At 71.7% G+C, this 23,085-nt stretch carries 18 protein-coding genes; 12 read left to right on the top strand and 6 right to left on the bottom strand.

Features of this window, described 5'->3' with window-relative positions:
- Positions 1-288: 288 nt before the first annotated feature.
- Positions 289-1,743 (top strand): ABC transporter permease, encoded by a 1,455-nt coding sequence (locus ABZ646_RS14975; protein WP_360517987.1) that lies wholly within the window; start codon positions 289-291, stop codon positions 1,741-1,743.
- A 55-nt stretch (positions 1,744-1,798) separates the two neighbouring features.
- Positions 1,799-2,578 (top strand): ABC transporter ATP-binding protein, encoded by a 780-nt coding sequence (locus ABZ646_RS14970; RefSeq protein ID WP_360517984.1) that lies wholly within the window; start codon positions 1,799-1,801, stop codon positions 2,576-2,578.
- Between the two features lie 46 nt (positions 2,579-2,624).
- Here the strand turns inward: ABZ646_RS14970 and ABZ646_RS14965 are convergent, their stop codons facing one another.
- Together ABZ646_RS14965 and ABZ646_RS14960 are read right to left on the bottom strand one after the other, a co-directional pair.
- On the bottom strand, positions 2,625-3,611 hold the full coding sequence (locus ABZ646_RS14965; RefSeq protein ID WP_360517981.1) for an aldo/keto reductase: 987 nt from the start codon (positions 3,609-3,611) through the stop codon (positions 2,625-2,627).
- 66 nt (positions 3,612-3,677) lie between these two features.
- On the bottom strand, positions 3,678-4,004 hold the full coding sequence (locus tag ABZ646_RS14960; RefSeq protein WP_360517978.1) for a nuclear transport factor 2 family protein: 327 nt from the start codon (positions 4,002-4,004) through the stop codon (positions 3,678-3,680).
- A gap of 122 nt (positions 4,005-4,126) precedes the next feature.
- On the opposite strand from ABZ646_RS14960, the gene ABZ646_RS14955 reads away from it, so the two are divergent.
- Both ABZ646_RS14955 and ABZ646_RS14950 read left to right on the top strand, forming a co-directional pair.
- A complete protein-coding gene (locus ABZ646_RS14955) occupies positions 4,127-4,672 on the top strand; it encodes a DoxX family membrane protein (protein ID WP_360517993.1) in 546 nt (181 codons plus the stop codon).
- Positions 4,673-4,756: 84 nt separating this feature from the next.
- Entirely contained in the window at positions 4,757-5,062 is a 306-nt protein-coding gene (locus ABZ646_RS14950; protein WP_360517990.1) for a MazG-like family protein, read from the top strand.
- Positions 5,063-5,207: 145 nt separating this feature from the next.
- Here ABZ646_RS14950 and ABZ646_RS14945 read toward each other — a convergent pair whose 3' ends face one another.
- The 3 genes from ABZ646_RS14945 to ABZ646_RS14935 all read right to left on the bottom strand — a co-directional run bounded on the left by ABZ646_RS14945 (position 5,208) and on the right by ABZ646_RS14935 (position 7,862).
- Positions 5,208-6,056 carry a hypothetical protein gene (locus tag ABZ646_RS14945; protein ID WP_360517975.1) on the bottom strand — a complete coding sequence of 283 codons (849 nt, stop codon included), beginning with the start codon at positions 6,054-6,056 and terminating at the stop codon, positions 5,208-5,210.
- Positions 6,057-6,158: 102 nt separating this feature from the next.
- A complete protein-coding gene (locus ABZ646_RS14940; RefSeq protein ID WP_360517972.1) occupies positions 6,159-7,256 on the bottom strand; it encodes a polyprenyl synthetase family protein in 1,098 nt (365 codons plus the stop codon).
- Between the two features lie 60 nt (positions 7,257-7,316).
- Positions 7,317-7,862: a GNAT family N-acetyltransferase gene (locus tag ABZ646_RS14935; protein WP_360517969.1), complete on the bottom strand. Its 546-nt coding sequence runs from the start codon at positions 7,860-7,862 to the stop codon at positions 7,317-7,319.
- A 237-nt stretch (positions 7,863-8,099) separates the two neighbouring features.
- Between ABZ646_RS14935 and ABZ646_RS14930 the strand changes: the two genes are divergently transcribed.
- The 5 genes from ABZ646_RS14930 (at position 8,100) to ABZ646_RS14910 (ending at position 18,213) form a co-directional block, all read left to right on the top strand.
- Positions 8,100-10,124, top strand: coding sequence for an FAD-dependent monooxygenase (locus tag ABZ646_RS14930; protein WP_360517967.1), 2,025 nt, complete (start codon positions 8,100-8,102; stop codon positions 10,122-10,124).
- Positions 10,125-10,193: 69 nt separating this feature from the next.
- A complete protein-coding gene (locus ABZ646_RS14925) occupies positions 10,194-15,527 on the top strand; it encodes a beta-ketoacyl synthase N-terminal-like domain-containing protein (RefSeq protein ID WP_360517964.1) in 5,334 nt (1,777 codons plus the stop codon).
- A 128-nt stretch (positions 15,528-15,655) separates the two neighbouring features.
- Entirely contained in the window at positions 15,656-17,329 is a 1,674-nt protein-coding gene (locus tag ABZ646_RS14920) for an AMP-binding protein (protein WP_360517961.1), read from the top strand.
- Between the two features lie 36 nt (positions 17,330-17,365).
- Entirely contained in the window at positions 17,366-17,974 is a 609-nt protein-coding gene (locus tag ABZ646_RS14915) for a VOC family protein (RefSeq protein WP_360517958.1), read from the top strand.
- Positions 17,971-18,213 carry a hypothetical protein gene (locus ABZ646_RS14910; protein WP_360517955.1) on the top strand — a complete coding sequence of 81 codons (243 nt, stop codon included), beginning with the start codon at positions 17,971-17,973 and terminating at the stop codon, positions 18,211-18,213. The genes ABZ646_RS14915 and ABZ646_RS14910 overlap by 4 nt, the downstream gene beginning before the upstream one ends.
- A gap of 22 nt (positions 18,214-18,235) precedes the next feature.
- On the opposite strand, the gene ABZ646_RS14905 is transcribed toward ABZ646_RS14910, so the two are convergent.
- Positions 18,236-19,153, bottom strand: a complete 918-nt coding sequence (locus ABZ646_RS14905; protein ID WP_360517952.1) for a LysR family transcriptional regulator — start codon at positions 19,151-19,153, stop codon at positions 18,236-18,238.
- Positions 19,154-19,309: 156 nt separating this feature from the next.
- Here ABZ646_RS14905 and ABZ646_RS14900 point away from each other — a divergent pair, with 156 nt between their 5' ends.
- The 3 genes from ABZ646_RS14900 to ABZ646_RS14890 form a co-directional block, all read left to right on the top strand.
- Positions 19,310-20,737: an MFS transporter gene (locus ABZ646_RS14900; protein ID WP_360517949.1), complete on the top strand. Its 1,428-nt coding sequence runs from the start codon at positions 19,310-19,312 to the stop codon at positions 20,735-20,737.
- 131 nt (positions 20,738-20,868) lie between these two features.
- Positions 20,869-21,672: an AfsR/SARP family transcriptional regulator gene (locus ABZ646_RS14895; RefSeq protein WP_360517946.1), complete on the top strand. Its 804-nt coding sequence runs from the start codon at positions 20,869-20,871 to the stop codon at positions 21,670-21,672.
- A 169-nt stretch (positions 21,673-21,841) separates the two neighbouring features.
- The coding region (locus ABZ646_RS14890) for an acyl-CoA carboxylase subunit beta (protein ID WP_360517943.1) at positions 21,842-23,085 on the top strand (1,244 nt) is incomplete at its 3' end.

The following is a 23,085-nucleotide window of genomic DNA, read 5'->3' as shown; positions in this document are numbered from 1 at the left end:
TCGCCGAGAGGACGGGCAGGGCGGCGGCCGTCAGTCCGAGGGCGGCACGCCGGGTCAGCCGAGAGGAATCGCGCATCCCGGGACCGTACACCGCGTCCAACAGCGGATTCCTGGGAGGACCCCCTCGCCGGAACAAGAACGAGAGAGGAATTTGCTGTCTTATGAAAGTTTGATAAGAGTGCCGGTTTTCTCGGCCCTGACACATCTTTTACCCAGGGCGACTCAAAGGTTTCTCCCTAACGTGAGCCAGCGCCCACAGCGGGGCGCCAAGAACCTTCGAGGAACGGGATGTTTGGCATCTATCTCAAGCGCGAGCTGGGCCGCAGAAAGAAGGCGGCCCTGGTCATCGCACTGGGTCTGGCGCTCGGTATCGCGCTGGTCATCACGGTCAGCTCCGTGTCGGCCGGTATGTCCAAGGCTCAGGACAAGGTCCTCCAGTCGCTCTACGGCCTCGGCACCGACATGACGGTGACCAAGGCCCAGTCGGCGCCCACCTCGGGCGGCTCGGGCGGCCCGAGCTTCAAGTTCGGCGCCAAGTCCGGCAGCAGCACCAAGCAGAGCTCGGACCGGGTGATGACGCAGGGCGGTCAGGCCCTGAAGTCCGCCCTGGTCGCCAAGGTCGCCGGACAGCAGGGCGTGGCGAGCGCGGTCGGAGCGCTCTCCCTCAACGTCACCAAGGTCGACGGCTCCTTCACCCAGGGCAAGGCGAAGACCACCACCGGCAGCGGCGGCAGCAGTGGCGGCCAGGGGCAGGCGGGCGGCAGCGGCGGCTCGGGCGGTGGCCAGCCGCAGGTCCAGGGCGGCGGCGCCGACTTCAACGTCAACAGCTACTCGGTGGTCGGCGTCGACGTCGCCCACCAGGGCCTCGGCCCGCTGGCCTCGATGAAGATCACCTCAGGGAAGACCTTCACCACGGCCCAGACCGGCACGAAGGTCGCGGTGGTCGGCACGTCGTACGCCAAGGAGAAGAAGTACAAGGTCGGCTCGACCTTCACGATCTCCGGCACCAAGTTCACGGTCATCGGCATCGCCACCCCGGACAGCAGCGAGTCCACCACCGACCTGTTCATCCCGCTGAAGCTGGCGCAGACCCTCGGCGACGCGAAGAACGAGGTCACCACGATCTACGTCAAGGCGACCGACTCCCAGCAGATCTCCACCGTGAAGAAGGAGATCCAGGCGAACGTCTCCGGTACGACGGTCACCACCTCCGCCGACCTGGCGTCCACCGTCTCCGGTTCCCTCTCCACCGCCTCCAGCCTCGCCACCAGCGTCGGCACGTGGCTGTCCGTCGCGGTGCTCGCGGCGGCCTTCCTGGTGGCGGCCCTGCTGACCTCCTCGGCGGTGTCCCGCCGGGTGCGTGAGTTCGGCACCCTGAAGGCCCTCGGCTGGCCGAGCCGCAAGGTGACCCGCCAGGTGGTCGGCGAGTCCATGGTGAACGGTCTGATCGGCGGCACCCTCGGCATCGCCATCGGCGTCGGCGCGGCCTACGCGGTCACCGCGATCAGCCCCAAGCTCACCGCCCAGCTGGGCTCCACCGGCAGCGGGGGCGGCCCGGGCGGCGGCCCCGGCCGGCAGGCCACCCAGAACACCCTGGAGATCGCGCTGACCGCGCCCGTCTCCCTCACCACCATCGGCCTCGCGGTGGGCCTGGCGGTCACCGGCGGTCTGATCGCCGGCGCCATGGGCGGCTGGCGCGCCTCCCGGATGCGCCCGGCCGACGCCCTGCGCAGCGTCTCGTAGCACCGGGACACCCCTGCGGCTTACCACCTGCGGCCTACCACCCTGTGGAGAACCCATGTACAGACTCACCGGTGTCACCAAGCGCTACACGCGGGGCAAGGAGACGGTCGAGGCGCTGCGCGGCATCGACCTGACCATCGAGGACGGCGACCAGCTCGTCATCCAGGGCCCCACGGGCGGCGGCAAGTCCACCCTGCTCCAGATGATCGGCGGCCTCGACCGCCCCACCGAGGGCAGTGTCGAGCTGGACGGCGAGGACCTGTCCCGGATCGGCGAGACCAAGCTGACCCGGCTGCGCGCCGAGAAGATCGGCATCATCTTCCAGTCGTTCAACCTCATCCCGACGCTGACCGCGCAGGAGAACGTGGAGACGGCCCTCGTGCCGCTCGGCGTCAAGCCGGCCGAGCGCCGGGAGCGGGCCGCCGAGGCGCTGCGCTCAGTGGGCCTCGGCGAGCGGCTCGGGCACGCGCCCTCCGAACTGTCCGGCGGCCAGCAGCAGCGCGTCGCGATCGCCCGCGCGCTGGTGAAGAAGCCGAAGGTGCTGCTCGCCGACGAGCCCACCGGCAACCTCGACGAGGGCACCCGCGACGACATCATGGCCCTGCTGGAGGGCCTGTGGCACGAGTACGGACTGACCTTCGTCATGGTCACCCATGACTCCTCCATCGCCCGCCGCGCCCCGCGCCTGGCCACCATCAAGGCCGGCCGGATCACCCTCACCGAGCAGGGCGGCGGACAGCGCCTCGCGCGGCAGGGGGCGGGGTACGGCGAGCCGCAGCAGGCGGCACACGGACAGCAGCCCTATGTGCAGCAGCACGGCGGCCAGGGCCACTGACGCCCGCGCCGATGCCTTTGGCCGGGGCGCGCACCCCAGGGGCCGTTCACCGTCCGAGCAGCCGGTCGATCTCGGCCAGCTGTGCCTCGGTGAGCGGCCCCTTCGCGAGCGCGCCGGCGTTCTCCTCGGCCTGGGCGACGGACCGGAAACCGGGGATGGGGACCGTGCGCGGGCTGCGTGCCCAGATCCAGCCGAGGGCACCCTGGGCGAGGGTCCGGCCCTCGCTGGTGAGTACGGACCGCACGGCCTCGATCCGCTCCACCCAGGCGGCGTCGGCACCGGTCCCGTCCCCGAACCCGGGCAGCCAGGCCGGCGGCCTGCTGCGGATGTCCCCGGCGCCGGCCCCGGCCCGCCGCCCGCCGAGCAGCCCCATGGCCAGCGGGCTGCGGTTGACCGCGGCGAGCCGCAGCTCCTCGGCCAGTGCCACGAGTCGCGGCGCGTCCTGGAGCACGTTGAGGGTGTGCTGCACGGCCGTACAGTGCGGCCCCTCGGCGAAGACGGCGGCACGGTCGGGGTCGTCGGTGCTCCAGCCGTAGCCGCGGATGAGCCCCTCCCCCACCAACTCCTCGCACACGTCGCGGAGTTCGGCGGCGCGCGCCGGGTCGGCGTCGGACAGGTGCAGCTGGTAGAGGTCGACGTGGTCGGTGCCGAGGCGGCGCAGCGAGGCGGTGAGGGCGCGGCGCACGTACGCCGGGGAGTCGTCGGCGCCGGTGAGGGTGCGGGTCTCCTCGTCGAAGACGTTGCCCCACTTGGTGGCGACGACCACCTCGTCCCGGTGCTTGCCGAGGGCGCGGCCGAGGACGCGCTCGCTGTGCCCGGCGCCGTAGGTGTCGGCGGTGTCGAAGAAGGTGACGCCGAGGTCGAGGGCGCGGTGCACGGCCCGTACGGACTCCTCGTCGTCGACCCTGCCCCAGCCGAGCGGCTGCCCCTCGGCGTCCTGCCACTCGCCGCCGATGGCCCAGCAGCCGAAGCCGAGCGCGCTGACGCGGATGCCGGAACGTCCCAGGACCCTGGTGGTGCTGTCGGTTTCCATGGGTCAGACGCTAGGAGTTGAAGTGCACACCAAGGCAAGGGCGTTGTCCGCGGGGCGGCCCGCCGGTCAGGCCTGCCCGGTCTCGAAGCGGGAGATGCGGCCGTTCTCCTCGACCGTGAAGTCCCAGCGGGTGCGCATCTCGCCCCAGGCGTCGTTGCGGTAGTGGGCGAGCAGCGAACGGCCTTCGTTGGACTCGTTGTCGACGTCGAGGTGACCGTTGGAGGAGAAGATCTCCCGGTCGATCCACTCGTCGAGGTCCCGGTCGGCGCCGTCGTCCGCCATGGTCGCGTCCGGGGTGAGCAGTTCCCGGAAGCTTTCGCGGTCGTTGGCGTTCACAGCGGTGACGAAGGCCCGCACGGTCGGGTCGCTGAGCTTGGCTGTCTTGATCGTCATGCCAGTCAGCGTCACATCGCGGCCGGGGTCCCGCCACCCGTACGGCGGCGAGGACGGGCCGTTCGGGTGTGGCGGGTGCGAGGCTGGAGACCCGTGATCCGTTGTCGCCGATGGGAGTCACCGTGACCTGCTACGACCGACGTGATGTGGGGCTGCTGCTGCTCCGGCTGGGCACCGGCGGGGTGCTGGCCGCGCACGGCGCGCAGAAACTGCTCGGCTGGTTCGGCGGGGGCGGGATCGCGGGCACCGGCCAGTTCATGGAGTCGGTCGGGTACGCGCCCGGCAAGCAGAGCGCGATGGCGGCGGGGCTCGCGGAGGCGGGCGGCGGCACGCTGCTGGCGCTGGGCCTGGCGACCCCGGCGGCGGGGGCCGCGGCGGCCGGGGCGATGGCGGGCGCCGCCGCGCTGCACATGCCGAACGGCTTCTTCGCCCAGGAGGGCGGCTACGAGTACGCGGCCTCCCTGGGCCTGACCGCGGCGGGCCTCGCCGTCACGGGCCCCGGCCGGCTGTCCCTGGACCACGCCCTCGGCCATGTCCTCGACCGGGGCTGGATGGTCCCGGCGGCGCTGGGCGTGACCGCGGCGGCGACGACCGTGGTGATCGGCGCCCGGAACAGGCGGGTGCAGCGGGCCAAGGAGGGGGAGCAGGAGGCGCTGTTCGAGGAGTGAGCGCCGGGCGGGGCCGACGGGGCAGACTCTCCGGCATGACGGAACAGCGAACCCCACCCCCCACCCCCTGACCCGGCTCCCGACCTGTGGACCTCGGTCGAGGACCTCTGGACCTGGCTGGACGCCCACCGCGGGCACGACGGCGAGACCGGCCTCGTCCTGCGCATGCTCAAGCTCACCGAGGAGGTCGGCGAGGTCGCCCAGGCGGTGATCGGCGCGACCGGCCAGAACCCCCGCAAGGGCGTCACCCACTCCTGGGAGGACGTGCAGGGCGAACTGTGCGACGTGGTGATCACAGCACTGGTGGCACTGCGCACCCTGACCCCGGAGGCGAGGGAGGTCTTCGAGGGGCACCTGGCACGGGTGCGGGAACGCTCGCTCACCCCCTGATGCGCGTCCGGCCCGGGGTCAGGGTCACGTGCTGCTTGCCGCCGGGCAGGACGACGGTGGCGCGGGCCGTGGGCGGGACGTCGACGGTGATCTGTCGAAGGTGCCGCGCGCCCAGTCCACCGAGGGGAGAAGCGCGTGGTGGCTCTCAGGGGGTGTTCTGTGCCGCCGCCGTCGACGTGTAGAACACCGACCTGCCCTGCTTGCCGCGCTGGGCGAGGCTCTTGGCGACCAACCCCTCCAAGGTCGTACGGATCACCGTCGTCTTGATGGTCCGGCCGGGCTGGCCGGACCTGATGGCCTCGGCGACCTCGACCGCGGAGCGCGGCTCCCGCTGCTGTTCGAGATAGGTGCGCACGGCGTCGACGAGAGACGGCTTCGCCTCGGCAGGGGCCGCCTCAGCCGGGGTCGCCGTGCCGGTCTCCGCCTTGCGGGGGCTTGCCTTGCCGGCGTCCGCCTTGCGGGGGCTTGGCTTGCGGGAGCCGGTCTTGCCGGAGGTGGCCGCGCCGGAGCTTGCCTTGCGGGAGCCGGCCCTGCCTCGGCCGGCCGCGCCGGAGCTCGCCTTGCCGGAGCTCGCCTGGCCGGAGTCCGCGGCCCCGCTCGGCGCGGGCCCGGTCTTCTGACGTGGTACGACGGCCACGGTGACCTCTGCGGCCTTCGCGTCACCGGCGGACGCGGGCGCCTCGGCGGACCGGTCGGGCTCGGGGGCGCCGGTGGGCTCGACGGCCTCGGCGGACGCTGCGGAGTCGGTAGCCTCGGTGGCCCGGGGCGACTCGGCTCCCTCCGCGGCGTCGGGTGCGGAAGTCCCCGCCTCCGGGGCCAGCGCCTGGCGCAGCCGCTCCAGCACCACCCTGTTCTCCCGCAGCGCGCGCAACTGCCCTTCGAGGTCGGCGATCTCGGCGCCGAGACGCTCCTGTTCCGCCGCGTTCAGATCGAGGTCCTGCTGGATGCGCTCACCATACTGAGAAGCCAGTTCGGTGCTCGGTGACTCAGACATACGGCTGACCTCTCCTCGGTGTGCTCGATGCGGGGTACAGAGTACGCATCCACGGGACGTCCCACCGCCCGTCGGTGGCAACCCGTTCGCGAAGGCGCTGCGTCACCGGGACCGCTCGACGCTCCAGTACGGCAGTGCCTCGAAAAATCCGACCGCCTCGCTCCGCCACCGTTCGCGCCAGCCGCCGGCGACCAGAACCGCCTGGTCGGCATGGGCTCGCATCGACTCCCGCAGCCGTTCCCGCACCCCGCGCTCCTCGGCGATCCCCCGGACGAGGGCGATCGTCTCGTCGCTGCACCTGCCGTCCCCCAGGGCCGCCTCCACCACGCGCCGCTCCGCCCCGCCGACCGAGGACAGCAGCGCGGCCACGACATAACTGCGCCTGCCGTCCCGGACATCGGTCCCGACCGGCTTCCCCGTCTCCTTGCCGTCCCCGAAGAGATCCAGGTAGTCGTCCCGCATCTGCGCGCAGATCCCGACGAGCCGCGCGTACCGCCGCAGTTCCCCGGCATACCGCTCCGGTTCCTCGCCGGCCGCAAGCAGCCCCAGGTGCAGCGGGGCGAGCAGCGAGTACCGGGCGGACTTGAAGTCGGCGACCTGGTGCAGGACCTCGTCGTCCGGGACCGTGTCGCCGAGGTCCCGTTCCAGGTCGACGACCTGCCCGAGCACCGTCTCGGCGGCGGCCCGGGTCAGCACCTCGACCATGGCCTGCCGCACCGACATGTCGGCCTGCGCCCCGAGCAGCACCCGCACGGCCAGCGCCAACGCGAGGTCACCGGCGAGCACGGTGAGCCCGAGGGCCGTCCGGGGCCGGCCGGGGAACCGCTCACGGTAGGCGTAGTAGGTGGACGGCCCACCGCGCCGGACGGCACTGTCGTCGATGAGGTCGTCGTGGATCAGCCCGTGGGTGTGCAGGAGTTCCACGCCGAGGGCGGCGTGGTCCAGCGCGGCGACGGGTTCGTGCGTCACGAGCCGCGCCGCCTCCCGCAGCACCACCACCCGGATCCGTTTGCCGCCACGCAGGGTCAACTCCCGTACCATCGCAAGACTCTCCTGGGCGAAGACGCCGTAGGACGGGACGTCGAGGCGGCCGTCGTCGCCAAGAGAATCGAAGTACCGCACGAGCAGCTTCTCGAAGTCCTGGACGTGACCGGCGAGTCGGTCCGTCAACGGATTGTCGGCACCGGGTGTGTCGGACATGGCGGGGAGGCTCCTGACCGGGCAGGCGGACGCGGACGCTCCATGATGCGCGACACGGTGTCACAGAGCCGGCGGCAGGCCCCACGTCTGCAGGGCGTAGGGCCGCCCCTTCTCCTCCCCCTCGACCAGTGGCACGTCGAGCAGCCGGAACCCCGCCTTGGTGGCCACGGCGACACTGGCGGCGTTCTCGGCTTCCAGCTCCAGGAAGACCCGCCCCACGCCCAGTTGCTCGAACGCGTATGCGGCCATGACCCGCACCGCCCGCACCGCCAGCCCCTGGCCACGGTGCGCCGGGCCGATCGCGTAACCGATCTCCGCGCCCTCGGGGGCCGGCCGCAGCATCACCTCACCGAGCGGCGCGCCGCCGTCGACGGTGACGGCGAGCAGAATGGTCGTACCCTCCGCCCGCAGCTGCCGGGCCCTCTCCAGCCGTGCGACGGCGGCCGCTTCGTCGAAGGGCGAGACGATCGGCGTCCAGTACGCGATGTCGGGATGGTCGAACAGCTCCGGCATCGCGGCCAGGTCCGCCTCCGTCCAGTCCCGCAGAACAAGCCCTTCGTCCGCGAGCTCGATCCGCTCGGGCAGCGGTATCGGGGTGCCGCTCATGATGCCGTTCCTCCCTGACCTGACGAGACGGGGCAGCATAACCGGCCGTGAGCCCCACCGCGGCGAAGTAGTGCGCGGTAGCCGAACCCACCCCATCGAAAAACCTCCGCATCGTAAAAGGAATGCAAATCGCCAGGACGCTTGATCCTCACTTGAGTGCGACTTGATCCACCTGCGTAACACTCAATCCAGCGACAAATCGAGTGACTGTTCACCGAGTGTCCTGGAGTTGGAATAATGCTTGATGTCGGCGTGATCGGCGGAGGGCCTGGTGGGCTTTTCCTCGCCCGCCTCCTGCTGATGCGGGGAATAGCGACGCGGGTCCACATACGTGAGCGAAACCCCGTGGGGGCGACGTTCGGATTCGGGATCGTCTTCTCCGACCGGACGATGTCGGCCTTGCATGCGGCGGACCCCGAGACGCATGAGCGCATCGTTGCGGCCAGCCGTTCCTGGCGGGACATGGAGGTGCGCGTCGGCGGGCGGGAGCTCCGGTACGGCGGGTACGGCTTCACGGCCATCGCCCGCCGTGTGCTGCTGGACATCCTGCAGGAGCAGGCCCTGGCCAGCGGTGCACGGCTGGACTACCGCACCGAGGCGGACGCGGCGGAGCTGGGAGGCGAACACCAGCTCGTCGTGGCGGCCGACGGGGTGGGTTCGGCCACGAGGGACGCACGCAGGGAAACATTCGGAACCACGGTCGAGCAGGGCTCCGCCAAGTTCATCTGGTACGGCACCACGGCACCGACGGAGCGAGTGACGTTCCCCTTCGTGAAGACCGCATTCGGAGTCTTCGCCGCACATACCTATCCATTCGCCGACGGTCTCAGCACCTTCATCGTGGAAACCGACGAGCAAGCCTGGCGCGCCGCCGGAATGGATGTCTCGACGGAACGGTCGAATGAACCGGGCGAGAGCGACGAGTATTCTCAGCAGTTGATGGAGGAGGTGTTCGCCGACCATCTCAAGGGGCATCCGCTGCTTGTGAACAACAGCCGCTGGGCGAATTTCCGAGTGGTCCACAACCGGGTCTGGTGGCACGACAACCTGGTGCTCCTCGGTGATGCAGCGCACACCGCTCACTTCTCCGTCGGCTCGGGAACGAAGCTCGCGATGGAGGACGCGATCGGTCTGGCCGATGCTCTCGGACAGTGGGGCGGCACCGGCCCGCGAACCGTCACCGCCGCCGACCTGGCCCCCGCTTTCAAGTCGTACGAGGAGGCCCGTCGACCGGAGGTGGCCCGCACCCAGGGGTGGGCGGCTCCCAGCATGCGGTGGTGGGAGACCTTCGCGCAGCGGATCGACCGGGACCCGGAGAGGTTCGGGTTCCACTTCCTGACCCGTACGCCGGCCATCAGCCTGGCAGGACTACGACGCCGCCACCCCGAACGCATCGCCGCGGCTGAGTCGGCCTTCGTCGTGGCGGCCCGGGGACCCGGCGTCGCGACGGCCGGGTCCGACACGTCGGCGTCCGAGGGCCGCACCCCGCACGCGCTGGCATTCCCCCTGCGGCTGGGCGACACGGTGCTCCGCAATCGGATGCTCAGTGTGGTTCCTCCGTCGCTCGGCCAGCCGGACGCCTGCGTGGCTCAGGCGCTGGCGGGGAACGGCCTCGTTCTCGCCGACTGGAGCAGCGCCGCCCGTATGCCCGGCTCCCGGACCGGTCCGGGAGCCGGGCCGGTCTCCGGGGAGAGCGGGCAATGGCGCAGGGCCGTCCGCGAGGCGGGGCTCGCCGGTGCGCTGCTCGGCGCGGTCGTGGACGGCGAAGAGGTCCGGGCACAGCCCCGGGACGGGCTCCTGGACCTGCCGGTGCTGGTCCTGCTGCTCGACGAACCGACGCCGGACACCTTCACCCGCGCCTTCGCCGCGCTGCCCACGAGGGAAACCGGCCGGCAGCTCCTCGTCGGCCTCAGGTACCCCGACGGCCGTCCGACCCGACAGCACGCCGACCGCTTGTCGGCCTGCGCATCGGCAGCCGCGGCGGCGGGCGCGGCCGGCGTCCACCTGCGGCTGCCCGAACCCGGCACCTCGACGAAGCCGGCCGCCTCAGCGGGAGAGGACGACTGGACGGTGGTCCTGGAACTGGCCGACCGTCTTCGTACCGAGTCCGGACTCCCCCTGATCATCGACGCCGTCGGGGGCTGGGCCCTCGACGCGCCGGGACATGCCGCCGACAACTGGCCCGCCCGTCTGCACACAGCGCTCGTCGCAGGGCGCGTGGACGCCGTGGCGTCGTGGCCTCTGGCGCTCTCGCCCTGCTGACGCAGCCGGTCCTTTCTCACCCCACCGCTCACCACCCTGGCCAAGCCCTATCGAGTGGAGATCGCCCAGATGACTGTTTCCCACGAGCTCGACGAGGCACAGCGCCCGTCGAACGAGTCCGAGTCGACGCATGTCGTCCGAAGAACGCCGGAACCGATCGCTGTCGTCGGCATGGGCTGCCGGTTCGCCGGCGGCGTCGACTCTCCCCAGGACTACTGGCGGCTCCTGATGGAGCGTCGTGACGGCATCGGGGAAGTGCCGCAGGAGCGCTGGGAGTCCTACGAGGAGGCCGGCCCCCAGAACACCGCGGCTCTGCGCAAGGTGACCCGCGGCGGCGGTTTCCTGGACGACATCGCGGGCTTCGACGCCGACTTCTTCGGCATCCTGCCCCGTGAGGCGGAGCTGATGGATCCCCAGCAGCGCATCGTGCTCGAGGTCGCCTGGGAAGCGCTCGAGCACGCCGGGATACGGCCGCGCTCGCTGGCCGGCGGGGACGCGGGCGTCTTCATCGGCGTCGGTTCCGACGACTACGGACGCCGGATGCTGGAGGACCTGCCGCGGATCGAGGCGTGGACGGGGATCGGCGCTGCCTTCTGCGCGGTGGCCAACCGCGTCTCCTACACGCTCGACCTGCGCGGATCGAGCCTGGCGGTGGACACCGCCTGCTCCGCGTCGCTGGTCGCACTCCACCTGGCGTGTCAGGCGCTGCGCTCCGGTGAGTGCCCGGTGGCGCTGGCGGGCGGTGTGAACATCATGGCCGGCCCTGGGCTGACCATGGTCCTGGACGCGGCCGGCGCGGTCTCGCCGGACGGGCGCAGCAAGTCCTTCGACGCCGCTGCCGACGGCTACGGCCGTGGTGAGGGCGCCGGCGTCGTCGTACTCAAGCGGCTTTCCGACGCGCAGCGCGACGGCGACCGGATCCTCGCGGTCATCCGCGGCAGCGCGGTCAACCAGGACGGCCGCACGAACGGCATCATGGCGCCCAGCGAGGAGGCCCAGGCGCACCTGCTGCGCCAGGCCTACCGGTCCTGCGGTGTCGACCCCGCCACCGTCGACTACGTCGAGGCACACGGAACCGGCACCCGGGCCGGTGACCCGATCGAGGTCGGGGCGATGGCCCGGGTCTTCGGCCCGCGGCCGGCCGACCGGCCCTGCCTGGTGGGCTCCGTCAAGCCCAACATCGGGCATCTGGAGGCCGGTGCGGGCGTGGCCGGGCTGATCAAGGCCGTGCTCGCGCTGCACCACGGCGAGATCCCGCCGCAGGCCGACTACTTCACCACCCCCAACCCGGCCATCCCCTGGGACGAGGCGGGGCTGAAGGTCGTCACCGAACCCACCCCCTGGCCGGCCGGCGACCGCCCGCGCCGAGCCGGTGTCTCCGGCTACGGTTACGGTGGCACGATCAGCCACCTCGTCCTTGAGGAGGCCCCTGCCCCGGTTTCCGTCCCGACGGCCCGTCAGCAGGCCGGGAGCGACACTCCGGGCACGCTGCTCCTCCCGCTGTCCGCGGCCACCGAGGCGGGCGTGCGCGCCCAGGCCGGACGCCTGGCCGGGTGGCTGACCGGAACCGGCGACGGGACGCCGTTGGCCGACGTCGCGTCCACGCTGTCGGTGCACCGCGACCACGTCCAGTCCCGGGCCGCCGTCGTGGCGGCCGACCGGGAGCAGGCCGTGGCGCGGCTCACCGCCCTGGCCGAGCAGCGCCCCGAGGACGGGGTGGAGACCGGTGCCGTGCTTCCCGCGGTCGGCGACGCGGTCTGGGTGTTCTCCGGCCACGGCGCCCAGTGGATCGGCATGGGCCGCGAACTCCTCGAGAGTGAGCCGGTGTTCGCCGCGGTGCTCGACGAGATCGGGCCGGTCTTCCTGGAGGAGATCGGGTTCTCTCCCCGCCAGGTGCTGATCGACGGTGATCTCGTCGAGGTGGACCGGATCCAGCCGATGATCTTCGCGATGCAGGTGGCGCTCTCCGCCGTGTGGCGTTCGCGCGGCCTGCGGCCGTCCGCCGTGATCGGCCACTCGGTCGGCGAACTCGCCGCCGCGGTCGAGGCCGGCATCCTGAGCCTGCTCGACGGCTCCCGGCTGATCTGCCGGCGCTCCGCACTGCTGCGCCGGGTCGCGGGCAAGGGCGCGATGGTCATGGTGAACCTGCCCTTCGACGAGGTCGACGAGCGCCTGGCCGGCCGGGCGGGCATCAACGCCGCCATCGCCGCCTCCCCCGGCTCCACCGTGGCAGCCGGTGGCGTCGACACCGTCGCGGCGGTCGCCACCGGCTGGGAGGCACAGGGCCTGACCGTCCGCAGGGTCGCCTCCGACGTCGCCTTCCACAGCGACCACATGGACCCGCTCCTCGACGAACTGCGACGGGCGGCCGACGACCTGCGGCTGAACGAGCCGGTGATCCCCGTCTACAGCACCGCCCTCGCCGACCCGCGCAGCAGCGCCCCACGCGACGGCGACTACTGGGCCGCCAACCTGCGCAACCCGGTCCGTTTCGCCGGTGCCGTCCAGGCGGCCGCCGAGGACGGCCACCGCGCCTTCCTGGAGGTGTCCGCCCATCCCGTGGTCGCCCACTCGATCGTGGAGACCCTGGGTGAGGCCGGCATCGACGACATCGTCGTCGCGCACACGCTGCGCCGGAACAAGCCGGAGCTCGACACCCTGCTGGCCAACGCCGCCGCCCTGTTCAGCCACGGCGTCCCGGTCGACTGGTCCGCGACCGTCCGCGGCACGCTGGTCGACCTGCCGGTCCGCGCCTGGCAGCACCGGCCGTTCTGGTACGGCTCCGCGCCGACGGCCCAGCTCGGCGGCGGACAGCACGACCCGCTGAGCCACACCCTGCTCGGCCGCCGGGTCACCGTCAACGGCGCCACCCCGTCGCGGCTCTGGCAGACCTACCTGGACGAGAGCTGCCGTCCCTACCCGGGCGACCACCCGGTCCAGGGCGTCGAGATCATCCCGGCGACGGTGCTGCTGAACACGTTCTTCACCGCCGCCGCGGACGGAGCCTCGGTCCCCGGTCTCACCGAGGTCAACCTGCGTGTGCCGGTGGCCGTCAGCACCCCGCGCGAGGTGCAGGTGGTGCTCCAGGAGGGCGCGCTGCGCATCGCCTCGCGCATCGTCGGCGCCGAGGAGGCCGACTCGGACGGCGCCTGGCTCACCCACACGACCGCGGTGGTCTCCCCGGCCACCCGGGTGGGCGCGCGCCGGCTGGACCCGGCCGAGATCCGCTCACGCTGCCCGGAGGTGCTGCCCGAGGAGTATGTGATCGACCGACTCGCCGGCATCGGCGTGGCCGCCATGGGCTTCCCCTGGCAGGTGCGGGAAATGCGGCGTGGTGAGGGGGAGTTGGCCGCCGTCGTCCGTGCCGTGCCGGACGGCTCCGCGCCGCCCTCCTGGGCGAGCGTCCTGGACGCCGCCCTCTCCATCGCCTCGGTGGCCTTCCCGGGCAGCCCGGTCCTGCGGATGCCGGCCCACATGCACGAGGTCGCTCTGCTCGGGGACTGCCCGGCGGAGGTCGTCCTGCACGCGCGCTGCGTCGACGGTCTGGCCGCGGTGGACACCGTGGACGTGCTGATCGCCGATTCCGACGGCCAGGTCGTCGCCCGCTTCGGCGGGCTGCGGTACGGCGTCCTCGACGGCGATCCCGGCGCGACCGCGAGCCCGCGCCGCCTGGTGAGCGAGCTGTCCTGGCAGGCGGCGGACGCGTCCGCGGACCACGGGCCGCTGACCGAAGTGGTGCTGCTGGGCGACCCCGGGGCCGCCCGTCTGATCGGCGAGGGCTTCTCGCGGGCAGGCGTCGCCTGGCGGGCGGCCGCCGGCCCGGAACAGCTCGGGACGGTCGGCGCCGGGACCGCGGTCCTCGTCGTGCCGGACCGCGAGCACGGGCCGGCCACGGCCGGGGTCGCCGCCTCCTGGTTGCTGACCCGTACGGTTCAGCGGCTGGCCCGACAGCAGTCCGGCGAGCGTCCGGTCGTGCGCGCGGTGACGCGCGGCGTCCGGGAGAGCCTGCGGCAGGAAGCGCTGGGCGACTCGGTGTTGTGGGGTCTCGGCCGGGTGCTGGCCGGTGAGCACCCGGACCTGTTCGCGGGGGTCGTCGACCTCTCCCCGCGTCCGACCGACGAGGAGCTGGCGGCCCTGGTCGGCCTGGTCCGCGAGGACGCCGGACGGCACCCCGGTGAGGAGGTCGTCTCCCTGCGCGGGGTCCTGCGCGAGGTGCCGAGGCTGGTGGCGGTCGAGCGTGAGCCGGAGCGAGCCGCCCTGGAGTGCCGTGCCGACGGCACCTACCTGGTCACCGGTGGTCTCGGGGTGCTGGGTCTCGAGGTGGCCGCCTGGCTGGCGGGCCGGGGAGCCCGACGCCTCGTGCTGGCGGGCCGGACGGCTCTGCCGCCGCGCTCGCAGTGGAGCACGGTCTCGGATCCCGCGACACGTCAACGGGTCGATGCGGTACAGATGCTGGAGGGACTGGGCGTCACGGTGCGCACGGTCGCCGTCGACGTCGCCGACCGCGAGGCCCTCGCGGCGGCGCTCGACCCGGAGACGCTGGGGCTGCCCCCGATCCGCGGCGTCGTGCACGCGGCCGGTGTGCTCGACAACCGGATGGCCGTCGACGTCGACGAGGCGTCGTTGACCGCCGTGCTGCGGCCCAAGGCCGCGGGCGCCCTGGCCCTGCACGAGCTCTTCCCCGCCGGTGTCCTCGACTTCATGGTCCTGTTCTCCTCCTGCGGCCAGCTTCTCGGCCTGCCCGGCCAGGCCAGCTACGGCTCGGCCAACGCCTTCCTGGACGCGCTGGCCTGGCACCGCACGGCCCTCGGCGACCGCACACTGAGCGTCGCCTGGACCTCCTGGCGCGGGTTGGGGATGTCGACGTCCTCCGAGCTGATCGACATCGAGCTGGCCGCCCGCGGCACCGGGGACATCTCGGCCGCCGAGGCCTTCCGGAGCTGGGAGTTCGTCTCCCGGTACGACCTGCCCTACGCGGCGGCCATGCGGATCCTGCCGCCGGAGCCCGGCGCGGAGCGGCCTCGGCTCCTGGCCGAGCTGGCCGTCCCCGAGGCCGACACGCTCGGCCAGGCGGAGACGGAGTGGGCGGCGCTGGCCCCCGAGGAACTGCGCGGCTACCTGGTGGACGAGGTCCGTGCCCAGGTCGCCGGCGAGCTGAAGTTCGACCCGGACACCTTCGACGTCCGCCGCCCGCTCATGGAGATGGGCCTGGACTCGGTGATGACCGTGGTGATCCGGCGCCGGCTGGAGAAGATCTTCCGGCTCTCGCTGCCGAGCACCCTGCTCTGGGACCGCCCCACGGTGGCCGCCATCGGCGAGTTCCTGTTCGAGCGGCTCCAGGCCGCGGGCGCCGAGGAGACGCAGGGACAGGAGCCGGAGTTGATCGAGCCGCTCGTCGGCTGACCGGCTCGGGCCACCGTCGCACGGCCCCGGCGGGCTGAACGACCCGGCCTGCCGAACGACTGAACCCACGATGCCGCCCGGCTCGCACGAGCTGCCGGCCGGGCGGCACCCACAAGGGAGGGGAGAAGATGATGCGCACCGGCGTGGTCGGCTGGCCTCGGGAGGCCGCCGACCGGTACGTCGCCTCGGGACTGTGGCGGCGGCGACCGCTGGGCAGTTGGGTGTGGGACTGGGCGGACCGCTTCGGGCACCGCACCGCGGTGGTGGACGGCGCGATCCGGCTCAGCTATCGCGAACTCGCCGAGCGGACGGATTCGCTGGCGGAGCGTTTGATCGGGCTCGGTCTCCAGAACGGCGACAATCTGTTGGTGCAGTTGCCCAACTGCTGGGAGTTCCTCGGCCTGTTCCTGGCCTGCCAGCGGATCGGGGTGGCGCCGCTGCTGGCACTGCCGGCGCACCGGGAGCACGAGCTGGCCTATCTGGCGGACCTCGCGGACGTCGCGGCGATCGTGGTACCGGACACTCTGCGTGGCTTCGACCATCAGTCGCTGGCCGCGCGGATCGCCGCGGAACGCCGGCGGAGCTGCCCGGTGCTGGTGCTCGGTGGCGAGCCGGATCCCGGGCATCTGGATCTGCCGGCGATGCTCAGCCCGGTGTCCGGCGCCCTGGAACGGCGTGCCCGGCTCGACGCGTTGGCCCCGGAGCCCGAGGAGGTCGCGTTCTTCCTGCTCTCCGGTGGGACGACCGGCCTGCCGAAGATCATCGCGCGGACCCACAACGACTACGAGTACAACGTGCGTCGCTCCGGCGAGATCTGCGGCTTCTCCGCGGAGACCGTCTACCTCGCGGTACTGCCGGTGGCCCACAATTTCGCACTGGGCTGTCCGGGGGTGCTCGGCGCCCTTTCCGTCGGCGGCCGGGTCGTGATGTGCCCGTCGCCGCGTGCTGCGATCGCCTTCCCGGAAATGGCCCGGGAACGGGTCACGATCACCTCCGTGGTCCCGGCTGTCGCCCGTACCTGGCTCGAGGCCGCCGCTGCCGCAGGGCCGGACCTGGAGAGCCTGCGTGTGCTGCAGGTCGGGGGGTCGGTGCTGCCGGCCGATCTGGCGCAGCGCCTCGCCCCGACGCTGGGCTGCACCCTTCAGCAGGTGTTCGGGATGGCAGAGGGGCTGCTCAACTACACCCGGCTGACCGACTCGCCGTTCGTGGTCAGTACCACCCAGGGCCGGCCGATCTCCGAAGCGGACGAGCTCCTGATCGTCCGCCCCGACGGCCGGCCCGTCGAGGAGGGAGAGACCGGTGAACTGCTGACGCGGGGCCCTTACACGCCGCGGGGCTACTTCCGCGCGCCGGAGCACAATGCCCGCGCCTACACGCCGGACGGCTGGTATCACTCCGGTGATCTGGTGCGCCGCCACCCGAGCGGCAACCTGGTCGTCGAGGGCCGTATCAAGGACCAGGTCAACCGGGGTGGCGAGAAGATCGCGATCGACGAGGTGGAAGACCTTGTCCGCCGGGTGCCCGGGGTCGCCGACGCGGCCGCCGTCGCCCTGCCCCACCCCGTCCTCGGGGAGTGCGTGGGGGTGTGCGTCGTTCCCGTACCCGGCACGGAACCGACGCTGGCACGTGTCCGGGCGCACTTCGAGGAAGGCGGAGTCGCGGCCTACAAGCACCCGGACGAACTGCGGCTCGCGCCGACGCTGCCGCTGACGGCGGTGGGCAAGGTCGACCGCAAGCGGCTGCTGGACCTGTTCGCCGTCCCCCGGCCCACCGCAGAACCCACCCTCGGCCGTACCGCCTGACGGACCGAGCCGACCTTCGATCGAAGGAGTCGATCCATGACCGACCAAGTCCCTGAGGTCGTGTTGCCGCCCGAGCTCGCAGGGCTGCGCCTGAAGGGCGTGGACCACCTCGCCTGGGTGACCTGGAAGCCCGAGGAGACCGTGCGGTTCTACCGTGACGTGCTGGGTCTCCCCCTGGTTCACGCGATCACCGCCACCGGCTGGGTGAGCGAGACCTTCCCCGACTTCGTCCACTTCTTCTTCGCCCTCGGCAACGGCGATCACCTGGCCTTCTTCTACTACTTCGGCCTTCCCGAGGAGGAGCAGCCCGGGGACCTGATGCACCGGTCCCGGCACCTGGCGCTGCACGTCGACACCGAGCAGGAGCTGCTCGACTGGCGGGCCCGGCTCAAGGCACACGGTGTGCGGGTCACGCCGCCCCTCGCGCACGAGCTGCTGGAGTCCCTCTACTTCGACGACCCCAACGGGATCCAGCTGGAGATCACCCGCCCGCTGCGCCCGTTCGCGCCCATCGACGCCCGAGACGCCGAACTCACCCTGCGCGCCCTGTCCGATGTCACCCGCAACGGGAAGCCGACCGTCGAGGAGATGTGGCGCCGCAAGGGAGAGCTGTCCCGAGCCCACACCGAGGAGCAGAACCGATGACCACCCTGTACGTGCTCGACATCCCCGAGTTCGGTGCCTTCGTGGAGGCCGCCGAGAACCAGGACATGACGGTCCGCCGGGCCGGCGACTACGTCGAGGTGACCACGGACGGCCCGCTGGAGATCCAGCGGGCGCAGGTGGGGGCCAGGCCCGCGATCTGGTTCGCGGCCCTGACCGCGGGCTACCGAGGACGCCTGGTCACCTTGGACGAGGACCGCCTGCTGCTGGCCGAGACGTGATCACAGGTGTGCGGCCCGTGCCTCATCCCTGATCCCGGCGCGTGGCGGAGTGCCGGCCCAGCAACGTGCCGGTGGCGTCGAGGAAGGGCAGCAGTCCCGGGGCGCGCTCCCCGTCGCGCCGCCAGGTCGCGTGGATCGGGGCCTCGTACTGCAGCCCCTGCCACGGGACCAGGCCGACGGTCCCCCGGGCCAGGTCCGCGGCCACCGCGATCTGCGGCAGCAGGGCACAACCCATGCCGGCCGCGACGCATGTCCGCAGGGCGCCGATGCTGGTGAGTTCCGCCGCGACCCGAGGGCGGGGCCCCGGCGCGGACCCGAGGGCCTCCTCGAACATGAGCCGGTAGCTGCAGCCGGACTCCGTCACCAGGAAGTCGACACCGGCGAGATCGGAGGTGGTCACCGACTCCCGTCGCGTCAGCGGGTGGTCCTTGGGGGCCACGACGACGACCGGTTCCGGCACCAGCGGCATGCTCTCCAGGTCCGGATGGTCCGGGGGCGCACCGAAGGTGAAACAGAGGTCCAGGGCTCCGTCACGCACGCCGCCGCGGCACTCCTCCCGGTTGCCGGGGCGAAGCACCACATGCACCTTCGGGCAGTCCTCACGGAAGCGGGTGAGCAGCGAGGGGAGCCGGTAGACGCAGAGCGTCTCCGGTGCCCCGATCAGCAACTCTCCTCCAGGGCTGCCGACCTCGGTGACGGCCGCCCTGGCCTCCTCGGCGAGGGAGAGCATCTTCTCGGCGTAGTCGACCAGGCGGCGACCGGCCGGGGTGAGCCGTAGACCGCGGTTGGATCGCTCGAACAGGGGCACACCCAGGTCCTGTTCCAGCGCCTTGATCTGTTCGGTCACGCTCGACTGCGCGTAGTTCAACCGCTCGGCGGCGCGCGTGACGTTCAAGGCGTCCGCCACGGTGCGGAACGTACTGAGCTGCCGCAGTTGCATGATGCTGTCCCCCCGGCCTCGGCATCGGTTCTCCCGATGATGCCATCGGAAGCTCCCGTTTCCGATCGGCTTCCGCTGTTGTCAAGCTGTTGTTCCAACCTCTTCGACGGCCACCACTCTCCAACCCGGCCATTACCGCTTCATGAAAGGTGTGTCATGTCTGCGCCAACTACGCAGGCCTCCGGCGTCTCCAGCGAGGCGCTCGCCGAGAACCCAGGACGGCGGCGACTGCTGCTCGTCGGGCTCTCGCTCGGCTACTTCATGGTTCTCCTCGACACCAGTGTGGTGAATGTCGCGCTGCCCGCCATCCGCAGCGACATCGGAGGCGGACTGTCCGGGCTGCAGTGGGTGGTCAACGGCTACACCCTGACGTTCGCCGCACTGCTGCTCACCATGGGTGCGCTGTCCGACCGGTTCGGCGGCCGCCGGGTCTTCATCGTCGGCACCTGGGCCTTCCTGCTCGCGTCGCTGATCACGGTCTTCTCGCCGAACCTCGGCATGCTGATCACCATGCGCGCCCTGCTCGGCATCGCGGGTGCGGCGCTGCTGCCCTCCTCCATGGCCGTCATCGCCACCACCTTCACCGACCCGGCTCAGCGCGCCCGCGCACTCGGCTCCTGGGCGGCCATCACCGGCGCCGCGCTGGCCGCCGGACCGGTCCTCGGCGGCGTGCTCACCGACGCCCTCGGCTGGCGCAGCATCTTCGCCATCAACGTGCCCGTGGCACTGGTCAGCGTGCTCGTCGCGCGCGCCCACGCGCCCGAGACCAAGCGGAACACCAGCCGCGGGGTGGACCTGCCCGGCCAGATCAGCGCGGTGCTGGCGCTCGCCGGGCTCACCTTCGGCGTGATCCAGAGCGAGAACCTCGGCTGGAGCTCGAAGCCGGTGCTGGCGGCGCTCGCGGTCGCCCTGGTGGCCGGGGCCGCGTTCCTGGTCGTGGAACGCCGACCGGCCGGGCCGCGCGGCCCCATGCTCCCGCTGATGCTCTTCCGCAACGCCACCTTCTCGGCCAGCGTGCTCAACGGCCTGCTCGTCAACTTCGGCCTGTCCGGGCTGCTGTTCGTCATGTCCCTCTACTTCCAGCAGGCGCGCGGCCTGTCCGCCCTGCTGGCCGGCTGCGCCTTCCTGCCGCTCACCCTGCCGACGGCCTTCAACCCCGTCTACACGGGCCGGCTGGTCGCGCGATCCGGGCCGCGGAAGCCGTCCGTACTGGGCTTCGGACTCCTGACGGTCGGCGCGGGCGTTCTCGCGGCCGGCATCACGGGCACCGGAACGGCGAACACCCTGCTGATCGGGCTCGCCCTGCTGGCCTTCGGCTTCGGGGTGTCCTTCGCGATTCCGTCCCTGGTGACGGCGACGGTCTCGGCCACGCCGAAGGAGCAGGTCGGCATCGCGTCTGGCGTGCTGAACTCCGCACGCCAGACCGGTGCCGTCATCGGGGTCTCGGTACTCGGCTCGGTGCTGCACGCCGCCTCCGGCCCCACGGACGGGAGCCGCACCGCGCTGATCATCGCCACAGCGGCGCTCCTGCTCGGCCTGCTGCTGTCCGTCGGCTTCATCGGACGGAACAAGCAGTCGGCCTAGAGGGCCCACCGGTTGCATGCCGTCGGCGCCCCGTCGGCATGCAACCGGAAAAAACCACCGTACACAGCAAAATCAGGAGCATGACAATATCGGTCTGATCGCTCGCACTCTGACCCGGGGGGGAAAGGCAGTTGCACGTCAACGTACTTGGCACACTGAGCGCCCGTATAGGCAAGATCTCCGTCCATCCGACCGCTCTCAAGCAGCGCAGAGTCCTGGCCCTGCTCGCCGTGTCCCCAGGAATGGTCTCCAACGACCAGCTCATCGAGGAGATCTGGGAGGAAGCCCCGCCCAAGAGCGCGGTGACCGCGCTGCAGACCTATGTGCTCGCCCTCCGCAAACGCATCAGTGACGCCGGCGTGGACGGGAAACGGGTCCTCGTCACTCGTGACGGGGGCTACCAGATCAGGCTCGCCGACGGCGGGTTGGACGCCCGCGTCTTCGGGGAGCGCGTGCAGGCCGGTCACCGGCTCGCCGCTGCCCGCGACTTCCAGGGCGCGGTCGACGCGTATCGCACGGCCGAGAGCCTCTGGCGCGGCGGCCCGTTCACCGACGTCTCACCCGGCCCGCTCCTCGCCATCGAAGCGGCTCGCCTGGAGGAGATGCGCATCGGCGCGATCGAGGGCCGCATCGAGGCCGAGCTGCGCCTGGGGCGCCATCGCAGCGTCGTGAGTGAACTGAGCGCGCTCACGGCCCAGCATCCGCTGCACGAACATCTCCACGCGCAGTACATGCTCGCCCTGCACCGCTCCGGCCGGCGGGACCAGGCGCTCGCCGCATACAGCAGAGTACGTACCTCGTTGCGACGGGAACTCGGCGTGGAGCCGTCGCCGCGCCTGTGGCACCTCCAGCGTGACGTCCTGATGGCCGAGAACCTCTACATCAGCGCGAACGAGGAGCTCGGCGGCTACCCGGGCGACCGGAAGTCCGCCTGAGCACCCCGCTCGTCCTGCCGGATCCTCGTTCCCGCACCGACCCGGGCCGTGTCGACATCCCCCGCGGCACGGACCCGAGAGCGCCGGCCGGGCCCTGGGAGCCCCCGTCTCCAGCAGGGACCGGCCGGCCGCTGCTCTTCCCACCGACCCTGCGTAGATGCGGAGTGGCATGACTTCCCTACTCGACGGACCGACCGCTGTTCGCGGAGCCGATGCAAGAGCGGCCGAGCTCCGCGAACTGCGCAGGAAGGTGCTGGCGGGTCCGAGTGAGGCGGCGACCGAGGCGCAGCATGCGAAGGGGAAGCTGACCGCACGTGAGCGGATCGGGCTGCTGCTGGACGAGGGTTCCTTCAACGAGGTGGAGCCGCTGCGCCGGCACCGGGCGACCGGCTTCGGACTGGAGGTCAGAAAGCCCTACACCGACGGCGTCATCACCGGCTGGGGCGCCGTCCACGGCCGGACGGTCTTCGTCTACGCCCATGACTTCCGGATTTTCGGCGGCGCGCTGGGGGAGGCCCACGCGCAGAAGATCCACAAGATCATGGACATGGCCATCGCAGCGGGTGCGCCGCTGGTGTCGCTGAACGACGGGGCGGGTGCGCGCATCCAGGAGGGCGTCACGGCGCTGGCCGGGTACGGCGGGATCTTCCAGCGCAACACCCGTGCCTCGGGGGTGATCCCGCAGATCTCGGTGATGCTGGGTCCGTGCGCGGGAGGCGCCGCCTACTCCCCCGCATTGACGGACTTCGTCTTCATGGTCCGCGAGACCTCGCAGATGTTCATCACCGGCCCGGACGTGGTCAAGGCCGTCACCGGGGAGCAGATCTCCCAGAACGGGCTCGGTGGCGCGGACGTGCACGCCGAGGTGTCGGGCGTGGCGCACTTCGCCTACGACGACGAGCACGCGTGCCTGGAGGAGGTCCGGTTCCTGCTGTCCATGCTGCCACCGAACAACCGGGAGACCCCGCCGGCGGAGATGTCCGAGGACCCGGCCGACCGCCGCTGCGAGGCGCTGCTCGACCTGGTGCCGGCGGACGGCAACCGCCCGTACGACATGCGCAGGGTGATCGAGGAGCTGGCCGACGACGGCCAGTTCATGGAGATCCACGAGCGCTGGGCCACCAACGTGATCTGCGCGCTGACCCGGCTGGACGGACAGGTCGTGGGTATCGTCGCGAACCAGCCGCAGTCCCTGGCCGGGGTGCTGGACATCCACGCGTCGGAGAAGGCCGCGCGGTTCGTGCAGCTGTGCGACGCGTTCAACATCCCGCTCGTGACACTGCTCGACGTGCCGGGCTTCCTGCCGGGCGTGGACCAGGAGCACGGCGGCATCATCCGCCACGGCGCCAAGCTCCTGTACGCGTACTGCAACGCGACGGTGCCGCGGATCTCGCTGGTGCTGCGCAAGGCCTA

The organism is Streptomyces sp. NPDC007162, assembly GCF_040634175.1.
In the GTDB taxonomy this organism is placed as follows: domain Bacteria; phylum Actinomycetota; class Actinomycetes; order Streptomycetales; family Streptomycetaceae; genus Streptomyces.
This window is presented reverse-complemented; position numbering and strand designations above follow the sequence as displayed.

Excerpts from the sequence above, each read along its gene's own strand:
- ABZ646_RS14915 (WP_360517958.1), top strand. The coding sequence starts at position 17,366 with ATGACCGACCAAGTCCCTGAGGTCGTGTTGCCGCCCGAGCTCGCAGGG.
- ABZ646_RS14965 (WP_360517981.1), bottom strand. The coding sequence starts at position 3,611 with ATGGAAACCGACAGCACCACCAGGGTCCTGGGACGTTCCGGCATCCGC.
- ABZ646_RS14905 (WP_360517952.1), bottom strand. The coding sequence starts at position 19,153 with ATGCAACTGCGGCAGCTCAGTACGTTCCGCACCGTGGCGGACGCCTTG.
- ABZ646_RS14960 (WP_360517978.1), bottom strand. The coding sequence starts at position 4,004 with ATGACGATCAAGACAGCCAAGCTCAGCGACCCGACCGTGCGGGCCTTC.
- ABZ646_RS14900 (WP_360517949.1), top strand. The coding sequence starts at position 19,310 with ATGTCTGCGCCAACTACGCAGGCCTCCGGCGTCTCCAGCGAGGCGCTC.
- ABZ646_RS14925 (WP_360517964.1), top strand. The coding sequence starts at position 10,194 with ATGACTGTTTCCCACGAGCTCGACGAGGCACAGCGCCCGTCGAACGAG.
- ABZ646_RS14975 (WP_360517987.1), top strand. The coding sequence starts at position 289 with ATGTTTGGCATCTATCTCAAGCGCGAGCTGGGCCGCAGAAAGAAGGCG.
- ABZ646_RS14920 (WP_360517961.1), top strand. The coding sequence starts at position 15,656 with ATGATGCGCACCGGCGTGGTCGGCTGGCCTCGGGAGGCCGCCGACCGG.
- ABZ646_RS14935 (WP_360517969.1), bottom strand. The coding sequence starts at position 7,862 with ATGAGCGGCACCCCGATACCGCTGCCCGAGCGGATCGAGCTCGCGGAC.
- ABZ646_RS14940 (WP_360517972.1), bottom strand. The coding sequence starts at position 7,256 with ATGTCCGACACACCCGGTGCCGACAATCCGTTGACGGACCGACTCGCC.
- ABZ646_RS14945 (WP_360517975.1), bottom strand. The coding sequence starts at position 6,056 with ATGTCTGAGTCACCGAGCACCGAACTGGCTTCTCAGTATGGTGAGCGC.
- ABZ646_RS14970 (WP_360517984.1), top strand. The coding sequence starts at position 1,799 with ATGTACAGACTCACCGGTGTCACCAAGCGCTACACGCGGGGCAAGGAG.
- ABZ646_RS14910 (WP_360517955.1), top strand. The coding sequence starts at position 17,971 with ATGACCACCCTGTACGTGCTCGACATCCCCGAGTTCGGTGCCTTCGTG.
- ABZ646_RS14930 (WP_360517967.1), top strand. The coding sequence starts at position 8,100 with ATGCTTGATGTCGGCGTGATCGGCGGAGGGCCTGGTGGGCTTTTCCTC.